Origin of the sequence: Sphingomonas astaxanthinifaciens DSM 22298 (assembly GCF_000711715.1) — a bacterium.
Taxonomy (GTDB): Bacteria; Pseudomonadota; Alphaproteobacteria; order Sphingomonadales; family Sphingomonadaceae; genus Sphingomicrobium; species Sphingomicrobium astaxanthinifaciens_A.
The window spans coordinates 1174070-1186497 of sequence record NZ_JONN01000001.1 but is presented as its reverse complement, the minus strand read 5'-3'; the positions used below and the strand labels follow the sequence as shown (position 1 = coordinate 1186497).

The following is a 12428-nucleotide window of genomic DNA, read 5'->3' as shown; positions in this document are numbered from 1 at the left end:
TTATTCGGCGGCGGCGTCAGTGTCGTCCATCCTGGCCATGCCGTGGCGGTGAAGCTTGGAATAAAGGCTCTGCCGGCTGAGGCCAAGAATTTCGGCGGCCGAGGCGCGGTTGTTCGAGGTGTAGTTGAGCGCCGCCTCGATGCAGAGCCGCTCGATGAGGTCGGTGCTCTCGCGCACGATGTCCTTGAGCGGCATCCGCCCGACGAGGTCGGTCAGCTGCTCGACCGAGCGGGGGAGGTCGCGGGTGACCGGGGGCAGGTCGCGCAGGCGGCGAGCGACCAGCCGCATGGTGAAGGCATAATGGGCGTGCCCGTCGCCGGTGCGGACGGCCGACACTTCGACCTCCTCCTGCCCGCCGTCGATACCGCGGGCGATCGTGGCGACATTGCGGGCGACGCCATGCTCGCCGACCTGGGCGCGGATGAGGTCGAGGTCGATCCCCGGCCGCCCGAGGAAGTCGCCGAGCGGGCGCCCGACCAGCTGCTCGACCGTGGCGGCATGGACGAGTTCGGAGAAGGCGCTGTTGGCGCTGACGACGGTGAGCGCGGAATCGGTGAGGACGAAGGCGTCGGGCAGGCGCTCGACGAGATCGAGCGTGAGCCGTTCTTCGGGCTGGAGCGCGGAGTCGCGGTCGGTGGCGAGGCCGACCAGGAAATAGCCCTCGCCCTGCTGGCGGAACAGGCGTGCCGACAGCGCCACTTCCTCGCCCGAGCGCGCGAGCTCGATCCGAACCGGGGCGATGCTGTTGCCGGTGCCGGCCGCGCCGAGGAAGGCGATCAGCCGGTCGCGATGCTCGGCATTGACCTGCGCGACCAGCGGCTGGCCGGGGAGGTTGCCGCTGCCGGTGAGGATCCGCGACGCGGCCGGATTGATCTCGCGAATGCGGAGGCTGGCGGCATCGACGATGAGCATCGGCTCGGCCGTCATTTCGAACAGCAGCCGGTAGCGCGATTCCGCCTGGCGCAGCCGCAGATAATCGCGCTCGAGACTTTGCTGCACCTGGAGCAGGCGCTGCTGCAATCGGGCGAGGATCCGCTCGTCCCGGCCGATCGCCAGCGTAGCGCCATTGGCGAGCTTCACCACCCGGTAGCGAACGGGGATGTCGTGGCCGGTGGCGGGGTGGGTGACCTGACGCCAGCGCGCGGCGGCGCCGGACGGGCTCGCCAGCATCTCGGCAACCTTGACCCGGCCCTCGTCGGTCACGGTGTCGGCCCATTGCCGGCCGAGCCACTGCCGAAGTTCGAGCTCGTCTTCCTCGCCCGAGGCGACGTCGCGAATGACGCCGTCGCGATCGATCAGCAGCGCAAGGTCCCCGCCGGCGGCGGCCAGCTCGGCGGCGACATCGGCGTCAAGCTGGCCCAGCCACTGGCTGGCCTGCCTGAAGCGACGCGTATCGTCGGCGCTGGGGGTCGCTTGCTTCATCAATGCTCCGGCGCCGGGTGGCGCAATCAGGCGGTGGCGACGTGAACGGACGGGGCGATCAGGCGATCCGCGATGGCGAGGGCGTCAATCGCCGTCGCTGCCGTCGCATCCGCGCCTGCCCGTTCGGCAAGTCCCGGGTCCGCGGTCAGCACGCGGCCGCCCAGCATGATGCAGATATTCGGATTCCGGGACACGTTTCGCACCGCCGTCACAAGCGAGGAGAGCGGGCCGATATGGCAGTCGTTGGAGACGGTCAATCCGACCACGTCGAAATGCCTCGTGCTGATTTCCTCGAGCAGGCTCGTTCGGGTCGGGCTGAGCAGCAATTCGGTATCCCAACCCGCGCGCGAGAAGCATTCGTCGATCATCGCGGCGCCGAAGCTGTGCTGGTCGCCGGGGACGGGCGCGAACAGCGCCGAGCGGGGCGAGCACGGCCCGAGCCCGCACGAGGGATAGCGCGCGGCGAGCTCGCGAAGCACTTCCTGAAGCCGCCACAGCCCCATGGTGACGTCGAGGAAGTCGATCCGGTCCTCGGTCCATTCGTCGCCGAGCCAGCGGGCGGCGGGGGCCAGCAGTTCGATGAAGATGCGTTCGACGCTGAGGCCGCGGCGGGCGAAGGCCTCGACCTCGGCGAGCAGTTCATGGGCTTCGAGCGTGACCGCGAGCGGCGCGAAGGCGGCGACCTCGATCGGGTCGACGGCACCGCTGCCCGTCGGCATCGAATGCGGGAGGATGTCGTGCGAGACGAGCAGGCGGGGAATGACTTCCGACTCGATGACGTGTTCGACGTGCGCCTTGCCGCGGGCACCGCGATGGCCCGAGTCGCGCTTCCTTCGTCCCGTCCTGCCAGTCCCCGTCCCCCAGGGTCCGACACCGATCACTGAGGCCATTGCGGTCTCCTCGAGTGTAGTCGGCGCTTTTGCGTCGGCCAGAAACGATGGGCGTACCTGCCGCGTGAACGTCGTTCCGGCCGGGAGGCTATCGAACTCGGAGCGGGCTGGCAATGCGGGTAGCCGACATCTGTCAAAAATAGCTTACGTCAAGGCAGATTGACACTTTGCGCAAGGGGGGCGTAACCTTCGCGTTGAAGTGAGGGCCAGGCTTTCATGCACGGGCAGGACGGAAGGGGACGGGTGGGAGCGCCGATCTACACGGCCGAACAACGTCGCCGCCGCGACTCGACTCGCTGGACCCTGGTTCAGGGAATTCTTGCCCCGATCCAGTTTCTCGTCTTCCTCGTCAGCCTGGGCCTCGTCCTGCGCTACCTGCTGACCGGCGAGGGGGCATTCGCCGCCGACATCTCGGTTCTCGCCAAGACTGCGACGCTCTACACGATCATGGTCACCGGCGCCGCCTGGGAGAAGAAGGTCTTCGGCCGCTGGCTCTTCGCCGCGCCCTTCTTCTGGGAAGACGTCTTCAGCATGCTCGTGATCGCGCTGCACACGGCCTATGTCGTGATGCTGGTCGGCGAATTCGGATCTACCTCGGATCGAATGCTCGTCGCCCTCGCAGCCTATGTCACTTACGTCGTCAACGCCGGCCAGTTTCTGTGGAAGCTGCGGCTCGCCCGACTCGAAGGTGCCCCTCGACTCCAGGCGGTCGGCGCATGAGCGTCGCGGCGCCTGCGGTCGCCCCGGTTCGGCCGGTCCTGCGCGAACGCGGGCAGCGCGAGGTCTTCTGCGGACTGACCGGAATCGTCTGGCTCCATCGCAAGATGCCCGACGCCTTCTTCCTCGTGGTCGGCTCGCGCACCTGCGCGCACCTCATCCAGTCGGCGGCGGGCGTGATGATCTTCGCCGAGCCGCGCTTCGCCACCGCGATCATGGAGGAAAAGGACCTCGCCGGGCTCGCCGACCTCAATGAGGAGCTCGACCGCGAGGTCGGCCGGCTGCTCGAACGGCGGCCCGACATCCGCACCCTGTTCCTGGTCGGTAGCTGTCCCAGCGAAGTCATCAAGCTCGACCTGCCGCGCGCCGCCCAGCGCCTTCAGGACGCCCGACCGGGCATCCGCATCCTCAGTTATTCGGGAAGCGGCATCGAAACCACCTTCACGGAAGGGGAGGACGCCTGCCTTGCAGCGCTCGCCCGCTCGCTGCCCGAGACCCCAGCTCAGGCAGCGTCGGCGCTGGAGCCCGAGCTGCTGGTGGTGGGCGCCCTCCCCGACATCGTCGAGGACCAGTTCGCGCGGCTGTTCGCCGAAATGGGCGTGCCGGTCCGCTTCTTCCCCGGCCGCTCCTCGGTCGACCTGCCGGCCATCGGCCCGCACAGCCGCTATCTTCTCGCCCAGCCCTTCCTCGGTGAGACGGCATCGGTCATCGATGGTCGCGGCGCCATTCGCCTGCCAGCGCCATTCCCGTTTGGCGCCGACGGTACCGCCGCCTGGCTGCAGGCGGCGGCTGACTGCTTCGCGGTCGATCCGCTGCTCTTCCGCCGCACGATCGCCCCGGGCCGCGAACGGGCCAAACGCGCGCTCGAACGCCACCGCGAGCGCCTCGCCGGCAAGTCGATTTTCTTCATGCCCGACTCGCAGCTCGAGGTGCCGCTGGCGCGCTTCCTTCACGCCGAGCTCGGCATGCGCCTGATCGAGGTCGGCACCCCCTATCTTCACGCCCGCCACCTCGCGCCGGAGCTCGACGCCCTGCCCGCCGACGTGGTGCTGAGCGAGGGCCAGGACGTCGACCGCCAGCTCGACCGGGTCCGCGCCGCACGGCCCGACCTCACCGTCTGCGGGCTCGGCCTCGCCAATCCGCTCGAGGCCGAAGGGCTGTCGACCAAATGGGCGATCGAGCTGGTCTTCACCCCGATCCACGGCTTCGACCAGGCCGGCGATCTCGCCGAACTCTTCGCCCGGCCGCTGCGGCGCCGCGACGTGCTCAAGGTCTAGGCGGCGATGAAACTCTCCGTCTGGACCTACGAGGGACCGCCGCATGTCGGAGCCATGCGGGTCGCGACCGCCATGCGCGGGGTCCACTACGTCCTCCACGCGCCGCAGGGCGACACCTACGCCGACCTCCTCTTCACCATGATCGAGCGAAGGGGCGAGCGGCCGCCGGTGACCTACACCACCTTCCAGGCCCGTGACCTCGGCAAGGACACCGCCGACCTGTTCAAGTCCGCCGCGCGCGACGCTTACGATCGCTTCAAGCCCGAACTGATGATCGTCGGCGCGTCCTGCACCGCCGAACTCATCCAGGACGATCCCGGCGGCCTTGCCACGGCGCTCGGCCTCCCGTGCCCGGTCGTCGCGCTCGAGCTTCCTAGCTACAGCCGCAAGGAACATTGGGGCGCGGCCGAGACCTTCTACCAGATCGTTCGCGCGCTCTGCCCGAAACCCGAGGCGGTGCCCGATCGCAGCCGCTTGAGCGCCAATATCCTCGGGCCCTGCGCGCTCGGCTTCCGCCACCGCGACGACGTCCGCGAGATCACCCGCCTGCTCGAGATGCTTGGGATCGCGGTGAATGTCGTCGCCCCGCTTGGCGCCGCCCCGGCCGATATCGCGCGCATCCCGGACGCCCGCTTCAACATCTGCCTCTATCCCGAAATCGGCGACGAGACCGCGCGCTGGCTCGAGCGGGTGCACGTTCAGCCTTGCACCAAGACGATCCCGATCGGCGCCGCCGCGACCCGCCGGTTCATCGCCGAAGTGGCGGCGCTCGCCGGGGTCGATCCGGCGCCCGCGCTCGATGACCCGACGCTGCGCCTGCCGTGGTGGAGCCGCTCGGTCGATTCCACCTATCTCACCGGCAAGCGCGTGTTCGTCTTCGGCGACGCGACCCATGCCGCCGCCGCCGCCCGAGTCGCGCGTGAAGAGCTCGGCTTCGAGGTCTGCGGCATCGGTTGCTACAATCGCGAATTCGCCCGCGAAATCCGCGCGGTCGCGGCCGAGCTCGGGCTCGATCCGCTCGTCTCCGATGACCATCTCGAGGTCGAAGCGGCGATCATCGCGGCCCAGCCCGAACTGGTGCTGGGCACGCAGATGGAGCGCCACATCGCCAAGCGGCTTGGGATCCCCTGTGCGGTCATCTCGGCCCCGGTCCACGTCCAGGATTTCCCCGCGCGGCACAGCCCGCAGATGGGGATCGAGGGCGCGAACGTCCTCTTCGACAGCTGGGTGCATCCGCTGGTCATGGGCCTCGAGGAGCATCTGCTGACGATGTTCCGCGACGATCCCGAGTTCCACGACGGCGCGGGGCCGAGCCATTTGCACAGCCATGCGCCAGCCCCGCTCGTGCCGAGCGAGACTGAGCATGCGGCGGTCAGTGCGCCGTCGGATGGGCAAGGGGCTTGGACCGCCGACGCCGAGGCCGAGCTGCGCAAGATCCCGTTCTTCGTGCGCGGCAAGGCGCGCCGCAACACCGAGGCCTTCGCCGCCGAGCGTGGGCTTGCGACGATCGAGCTTGCGACCCTCTACGACGCCAAGGCGCATTATGGCCGGTAGCGCGCCCATTCCCGTTCGGGTGGCGATCGTCACCCTCGATAAGCATCTCGCCGGTGCGGTCGACCGCGCGAACCTGCGCCTTGCCGAAGACGGCATCCGGGTCGACTTCCACGCCGCCAGCGAGTGGGACCGCGATCCCGCGGCGCTTGCAGCGACCTGCGACGACATCGCCCGCGCCGACATCGTCGTCGCGACCATGCTGTTCCTCGACGACCATATCCGCGCGGTCATGCCGGCGCTCCAGGCTCGGCGCGAGGAATGCGACGCGATGCTCGGGCTGATGAGCGGGGCCGAAGTGGTCCAGCTGACCCGCCTCGGCAATTACCGGATGGACGTGCCCGCGCGCGGGCCGATGGCGCTGCTGAAGCGCCTGCGCGGATCGAAGAAGCCCGGCGCAAGCTCGGGCGCGGGGCAGATGAAGATGCTTCGGCGGCTGCCCAAGCTGCTCCGCTTCATCCCGGGCGCGGCGCAGGACGTGCGCGCCTATTTCCTGACGCTGCAATATTGGCTGGCCGGGTCCGACGACAATGTCGTGGCGATGGTCCGCGCATTGGTCGACCGCTATGCCGACGGTGAACGGCGGGCCCTTCGCGGCACGCTCAAGGCCGAGCCGCCGCGCGACTATCCCGACGTCGGCCTCTACCATCCCGCGCTCGGCCAGCGGATCGTCGAGCGGCTCGAGGATCTGCCGAGGTCCGAGGGGGCCAATGGCACCGTCGGCCTGCTGATGCTGCGCTCCTACCTCCTCGGGCGCGACACCGGCCATTATGACGGGGTGATCGCGGCGATGGAGGCGAGGGGGCTCACGGTCGTCCCGGCCTTCGCCAGCGGGCTCGACTCGCGCCCTGCGATCGAGCGTTACTTCGTGCGTGACGGGAAGCCGACGGTCGATGCCATCGTCAGCCTGACCGGCTTCAGCCTGGTCGGCGGTCCCGCCTACAATGACGCCGACGGCGCGGTCGCGACCCTGGCCGGGCTCGACCTTCCGTACATCGCCGCCCAGGCGCTCGAATTCCAGTCGATCGAGCAATGGCAGGAGGGCAGCCAGGGGCTGCTTCCACTCGAGGCGATGATGATGGTCGCCATTCCCGAGCTTGACGGTGCGACCTGCACCAGCGTGTTCGGGGGACGCACCGCGACCGGCGGCCAGCCGATGCGGGCGATGGCGAGCTGCCCCGAACGCGCCGCCGCGCTCGCCGCCAAGACCGCGCGACTGATTGCCCTGCGCTGCACCCCCCGCGATGCGCGCAAGCTCGCCATCGTCCTGTTTAACTTCCCGCCCAATGCCGGGGCGACCGGCACCGCCGCCTTCCTCGCGGTATGGGAGTCGCTTCACGCCACGCTGCACCGGCTGGCCGCCGAGGGCTATGCGGTCGACGTCCCCGACAGCGTCGAAACGCTCCGCCAGGCGGTCCTCGACGGCAACCGCGAGCGGTTCGGAAGCGATGCCAATGTCGCGGTGCGGATCAGCGCCGACGATCATGTCCGCCGCGAGCCCCACTTGGCCGAGATCGAAGGACAATGGGGTCCGGCGCCCGGCCGTCAGCAGGCCGACGGAAGCGGTATCCATGTCCTCGGCCATCGCTTCGGCAACGTCTTCGTCGGGATCCAGCCGGCTTTCGGGATCGAGGGCGATCCCATGCGCCTGCTGTTCGAGAAGAGCTTCGCGCCGACCCATGCGTTCAGCGCCTTCTACCGCTACCTGCGCGAGGACTTCGGCGCCAATGCGGTGCTTCACTTCGGCACCCATGGCGCGCTGGAGTTCATGCCCGGCAAGCAGGCCGGCATGTCGGACACCTGCTGGCCCGAGCGGCTGATCGGCGACCTGCCCAATTTCTATCTCTATGCCGCGAACAACCCGTCCGAGGGCCTGCTCGCCAAGCGCCGGAGCGGCGCGACGCTGGTCAGCTACCTGACCCCGCCGCTTGCCAATGCCGGGCTCTACAAGGGGCTCGCCGAGCTCAAGGCGCTGGTCGAACGCTGGCGGGTGACCGCCTCCGAGGAAGCCGAGGCGGCCGAGCTCGAGGCGCTGGTCGCGGCCAAGGCGGAAGAGATCGACCTCGACGTCGCCGGCGGTCCCGCCGCCATCGCCCGGCGCCTCTACGAACTTGAGACGACGCTCATTCCCGACGGCCTGCATGTCTTTGGTGCCATGCCCGAGGGCGACGTTCGCACCCGCTTCCTCGACGCGCTGCCGGAGGATGGCCGCGAGGCGGTCGCCGCCGGGCTCGACGCCACCGACGAGCTGGGCGCGCTCGTCCACGCGCTCGACGGCGGCTATGTCCGGCCGGCCCCGGGCGGCGACGTCATCCGCAATCCCGACGTGCTGCCGACCGGTCGAAACGTCCACGGGATCGATCCCTTCCGTCTGCCGAGCGCCTTTGCGGTGACCCAGGGCGAGGCCGCGGCCCGCGAGCTGATCGCGCGGCACGGGGCCGGCACGGGTGCGCTTCCCGAAAGCCTCGCCATGGTCCTGTGGGGCACCGACAATCTCAAGAGCGAGGGCGCGCAGATCGCCCAGGCGCTGGCGCTGATCGGCGCGCGCCCCCGCCTCGACGGCTATGGCCGGCTGGCCGGCGCCGAACTCATCCCGCTGGCCGAGCTCGGCCGTCCACGGATCGATGTCATCGCCACGCTGTCGGGCATCTTCCGCGACCTCCTGCCGCTGCAGACGCGGATGCTGGCCGAGGCGGCCTGGCTCGCGTCCAACGCCGACGAACCCGAGGACAAGAATTTCGTTCGCAAGCACAGCCTCGCGCACATGGCCGAGCATGGCTGCGACATGGAGACGGCGGCGCTGCGGGTCTTCTCCAACGCCGAAGGGGCCTATGGCGCCAACGTCAACCAGCTGGTCGACGGCGGGGCCTGGACCGATCCTGACGAGCTTGCCGAAGTCTTCGAGCGGCGCAAGGGGTTCGCCTACGGCCGCAAGGGCCCGCCGGTTGCCCAGCGCGGTCTTCTCAAGAGTGCGCTGGCCGGCGTCGAACTCACCTACCAGAACCTCGAATCGGTCGAGCTCGGGGTGACCGACGTCGACCAATATATGGATAGCCTCGGCGGGATTACCCGCTCGGTCGCCCGTGCCCGCGGCAAGGCCCCGCCCATCTACATCGTCGACGCGACGCGCGGTGCGACGAAGGTCCGAACGCTCGCCGAGCAGGTCGAGCTCGAGAGCCGCACCCGGACGCTCAATCCCGCCTGGTACGAAGGCATGCTCAAGCATGGCGGCGAAGGCGTGCGCAACATCGAGGCGCATGTCGCGACGACCCTCGGCTGGTCGGCGACCACGGGGGCGGTCGCGCCGTGGATCTACCAGCGGATCAGCGAGACCTTCGTGCTCGATCCCGAGATGCGCGCGCGTCTCGCCAATCTCAATCCCAAGGCCTCGGCCCGAATGGCCGATCGCCTGCTGGAGGCGCATGACCGGCAATATTGGCAGCCGGACGCCGAAACCCTCGCTGCCCTGCATGCGGCCAGCGACGAGATCGAGGACAGGCTGGAAGGCCTGATGGCAGCCGAATGACTTTAGACAGTCCCTTCACGCTTCCCGGTTCGTCGCATGGCGACGGCGAGGGCTCGGTCCAGGTCCAGCAGGACCCGGCGGTCCGGATCAAGGGCGCCAAGGTGTTCGCCGTTTACGGCAAGGGCGGGATCGGCAAGTCGACCACCTCGTCCAACCTATCGGCGGCCTTCTCCCTGCTCGGCCACCGCGTGCTCCAGATCGGCTGCGATCCCAAGCACGACAGCACCTTCACCCTGACCAAGAAGCTGATGCCGACGGTCATCGACGTGCTCGAAAGCGTCGATTTCCACCACGAAGAGCTGCGCCCCGAAGACTATATGTTCGAGGGCTTCAACGGCGTGATGTGCGTCGAGGCGGGCGGACCGCCGGCGGGCACCGGCTGCGGCGGCTACGTCGTCGGGCAGACGGTCAAGCTCTTGAAGCAGCATCATCTCCTCGAGGACACCGACGTCGTCATCTTCGACGTGCTCGGCGATGTCGTCTGCGGCGGGTTTGCCGCGCCCTTGCAGCATGCCGAGCGGGCGGTGGTGGTCGCCGCCAACGACTTCGACAGCATCTTCGCGATGAACCGCATCATCGCCGCCATTGGCGCCAAGGCCAAGAATTACGACGTCCGCCTGGCCGGCGTGATCGCCAATCGCTCGACCCAGACCGACGAGATCGACCGTTTCGCCGAGGCGACGGGCCTCACCCGCCTTGCCCATTTCCGCGATGTCGATGCGATCCGCCGCTCGCGGCTGAAGAAGTGCACTTTGTTCGAGATGGAGGACGGACCCGAGGTCCAGGCCGCGCGTGAGGAATATCTGCGGCTTGCCCGCATGCTCTGGGCCGGGGTCGAGCCCAATGCCGCCAAGCCGATGAAAGACCGCGACATCTTCGATTTCCTGGGCTTCGAATGATGGCGAGCGCGGCTTCCTCGACGACGATCGGCGCCCGCTACGGCCGCCAGCGCGAGCGGCTGCGCACCTATTTCGATTCCACCGCGCGCAAGGCGTGGATCGACCTCACTTCCGACGCCTCGGTCGGCCGCATCCGCCAGACGGTCCGCGCCGGCCGCGACGAGATGCGCGCGACCCTCTTGTCCTGGCTTCCGCATGATCTCACCGGGCGCACCATCCTCGACGCCGGTTGCGGCACCGGTGCCTTCGCGCTGGCGGCGGCCGAGCGCGGTGCCAGGGTCACGGCCATCGATGTCGCCGACGGCCTCGTCGAAGTCGCCCGCGCCCGCGGCGCCACCGGGATCGGCGAGACGATCGACTGGCGCTCGGGCGACATGCTCGACCCCGCGCTTGGCGCCATGGACCATGTGGTCGCGATGGATTCGCTCATCCATTATTCGACCCCCGACCTCGTCGCGGCGCTGGCCGAGCTGTCGAGCCGGACCCGCCACTCGATCGTCTTCACCTTCGCGCCCTACAGCAACCTCCTCGCGGCGATGCTGCTCGTCGGCCGGATCTTTCCGCGCGCCAATCGCTCGCCCGCGATCGTTCCCGTCCGCGAGGAGGCGCTTCGGCGCCAGCTCGCCGCGCTTCCCGGCTGGACCGTCGGCCGCAGCCGCCGCGTGTCGAGCGGCTTCTACAAGAGCCATGCGCTCGAGCTGGTGAGGATCGGTTGAGCGCGCGGCTCCTCTCGCCCGGCATGTGGACCAGGGTCGCGACCGCCTGGCTGCCCTTTGCCGATGCCGCGACCGTCGAGCTTCCGCTTGGCCGGCTGCTTCGCCTCTCGCTGTTCCAGCTGACCGCGGGCATGACCGCCGCACTGCTCAACGGGACGCTCAACCGGGTGATGATCGTCGAGCTGGGCGTGCCCGCGGGCCTGGTCGCGGCGCTGATCGCCATTCCCTTGCTCGCCGCGCCGTTCCGCGCGCTTATCGGCCACAAGTCCGATCATCATCGCTCGCTGCTCGGCTGGCGCCGCGTGCCCTATCTGTGGTTCGGGACATTGCTGCAGTTCGGCGGCCTCGCGCTCATGCCCTTCGCCCTGCTGATCCTGAGTGTGCCCGCCGGTCACACGGTCGGGCTTCTGGGCTGCGGCTTCGCCTTCCTGCTGACGGGAACCGGCCTGCACGTCGCCCAGACCGCCGGCCTCGCGCTCGTCAGCGACCTTGCGCCCGAACATGCCCGGCCGCGCGCGGTGGCGCTGCTCTACGTCATGCTACTCGCCGGCACGATGGTGAGCGCGCTCGTCATCGGCGGGCTCCTCACCGAATTCTCGCCGACCCGGCTGGTCCAGGTCATCCAGGGCGCGGCGCTGCTGACCCTGGTGCTCAACATCGCCGCCAGCTGGAAGCAGGAACCGCGGCGTCCGCGCGCGGCCATTGTCAACACGCCCGGCCCTTCCTTCGGCGAGGTCTGGGCGCAGCTGATGCGCGCCGAGACCACCCGCCGGCTGCTGGTCGGCCTCGGTCTCGGCACCGCGGCCTTCAGCATGCAGGACGTGCTGCTCGAGCCTTATGGCGGTGAGATCCTGCACCTGTCGGTCGGGGCGACGACCTCGCTGACCTCGGTCTGGGCGCTGGGCGCGCTCATCGGCTTCGCGCTGGCGGGCGCGCGTCTCGCCCGCGGCAGCGAGCCGCACCGCCTGGCCGGCTTCGGCTGCGTTGCCGGCCTGTTCGCCTTCCTGTTCGTGATCTTCGCCGCGCCGACATCGCTCCCCCTCCTGCTGATGATCGGCGCGGCGTTGATCGGCTTCGGTGGCGGCCTGTTCATGGTCGGGACCCTGGTCGCTGCCATGACGCTCGCCCGCGACGCGCAATCGGGCCTCGCGCTCGGCGCGTGGGGCGCGGTTCAGGCCTCGGCCGCCGGAGCCGCAATCTTCATCGGTGGGCTCGCCCGCGACGCCATCGCCGGGCTCGCCACCAACGGCCGGCTCGGCGAGACGCTCGCGGTCCGCGCCACCGGCTATGGCGCGGTCTATGCCACCGAAATCCTGCTGTTGCTCCTCACCGTCGCGGTGCTGGGGCCACTGGTGCGCGCGCAGACCGCGCCGCCCGCCAATCCGCCGCGCTTCGGCCTGGCACACTTCCCGAGCTGACAGGAAAAGGAG

The 12428-nt window shown here is 69.2% G+C and carries 9 protein-coding genes; 7 read left to right on the top strand and 2 right to left on the bottom strand.

The window, feature by feature from the left end; genetic code table 11:
• Both ppsR and BS69_RS0106005 read right to left on the bottom strand, forming a co-directional pair.
• Positions 1-1422, bottom strand: coding sequence for a transcriptional regulator PpsR (gene ppsR, locus BS69_RS0106010; protein ID WP_029941065.1), 1422 nt, complete (start codon positions 1420-1422; stop codon positions 1-3).
• 26 nt (positions 1423-1448) lie between these two features.
• Positions 1449-2426: a cobalamin B12-binding domain-containing protein gene (locus BS69_RS0106005; protein ID WP_169738064.1), complete on the bottom strand. Its 978-nt coding sequence runs from the start codon at positions 2424-2426 to the stop codon at positions 1449-1451.
• A 102-nt stretch (positions 2427-2528) separates the two neighbouring features.
• Here BS69_RS0106005 and bchF point away from each other — a divergent pair, with 102 nt between their 5' ends.
• The 7 genes from bchF to BS69_RS0105970 are packed head-to-tail and all read left to right on the top strand — an operon-like array spanning position 2529 to position 12416.
• Positions 2529-3032: a 2-vinyl bacteriochlorophyllide hydratase gene (gene bchF, locus BS69_RS0106000; protein WP_029941063.1), complete on the top strand. Its 504-nt coding sequence runs from the start codon at positions 2529-2531 to the stop codon at positions 3030-3032.
• Positions 3029-4306 carry a ferredoxin:protochlorophyllide reductase (ATP-dependent) subunit N gene (locus BS69_RS0105995; RefSeq protein WP_029941062.1) on the top strand — a complete coding sequence of 426 codons (1278 nt, stop codon included), beginning with the start codon at positions 3029-3031 and terminating at the stop codon, positions 4304-4306. The genes bchF and BS69_RS0105995 overlap by 4 nt, the downstream gene beginning before the upstream one ends.
• Before the next feature lie 6 nt (positions 4307-4312).
• Entirely contained in the window at positions 4313-5860 is a 1548-nt protein-coding gene (gene bchB / locus BS69_RS0105990; protein ID WP_029941061.1) for a ferredoxin:protochlorophyllide reductase (ATP-dependent) subunit B, read from the top strand.
• Positions 5850-9383, top strand: a complete 3534-nt coding sequence (locus tag BS69_RS0105985) for a magnesium chelatase subunit H (protein WP_029941060.1) — start codon at positions 5850-5852, stop codon at positions 9381-9383. Before bchB ends, BS69_RS0105985 begins: the two co-directional genes overlap by 11 nt.
• The gene (bchL, locus tag BS69_RS0105980) at positions 9380-10282 is read left to right on the top strand and encodes a ferredoxin:protochlorophyllide reductase (ATP-dependent) iron-sulfur ATP-binding protein (RefSeq protein WP_029941059.1); all 903 of its coding nucleotides are present in this window, start codon (positions 9380-9382) and stop codon (positions 10280-10282) included. The genes BS69_RS0105985 and bchL overlap by 4 nt, the downstream gene beginning before the upstream one ends.
• Positions 10282-10998 (top strand): magnesium protoporphyrin IX methyltransferase, encoded by a 717-nt coding sequence (bchM, locus tag BS69_RS0105975; protein ID WP_029941058.1) that lies wholly within the window; start codon positions 10282-10284, stop codon positions 10996-10998. The genes bchL and bchM overlap by 1 nt, the downstream gene beginning before the upstream one ends.
• Positions 10995-12416 (top strand): BCD family MFS transporter, encoded by a 1422-nt coding sequence (locus BS69_RS0105970; protein ID WP_029941057.1) that lies wholly within the window; start codon positions 10995-10997, stop codon positions 12414-12416. The genes bchM and BS69_RS0105970 overlap by 4 nt, the downstream gene beginning before the upstream one ends.
• The last annotated feature ends 12 nt before the right edge of the window (positions 12417-12428 follow it).

What these genes read in the sequence shown, in the direction of transcription:
- ppsR (WP_029941065.1), bottom strand. Translation starts at nt 1,422, where the DNA reads ATGAAGCAAGCGACCCCCAGCGCCGACGATACGCGTCGCTTCAGGCAG.
- bchF (WP_029941063.1), top strand. Translation starts at nt 2,529, where the DNA reads ATGCACGGGCAGGACGGAAGGGGACGGGTGGGAGCGCCGATCTACACG.
- BS69_RS0105995 (WP_029941062.1), top strand. Translation starts at nt 3,029, where the DNA reads ATGAGCGTCGCGGCGCCTGCGGTCGCCCCGGTTCGGCCGGTCCTGCGC.
- bchB (WP_029941061.1), top strand. Translation starts at nt 4,313, where the DNA reads ATGAAACTCTCCGTCTGGACCTACGAGGGACCGCCGCATGTCGGAGCC.
- BS69_RS0105985 (WP_029941060.1), top strand. Translation starts at nt 5,850, where the DNA reads ATGGCCGGTAGCGCGCCCATTCCCGTTCGGGTGGCGATCGTCACCCTC.
- bchL (WP_029941059.1), top strand. Translation starts at nt 9,380, where the DNA reads ATGACTTTAGACAGTCCCTTCACGCTTCCCGGTTCGTCGCATGGCGAC.
- bchM (WP_029941058.1), top strand. Translation starts at nt 10,282, where the DNA reads ATGGCGAGCGCGGCTTCCTCGACGACGATCGGCGCCCGCTACGGCCGC.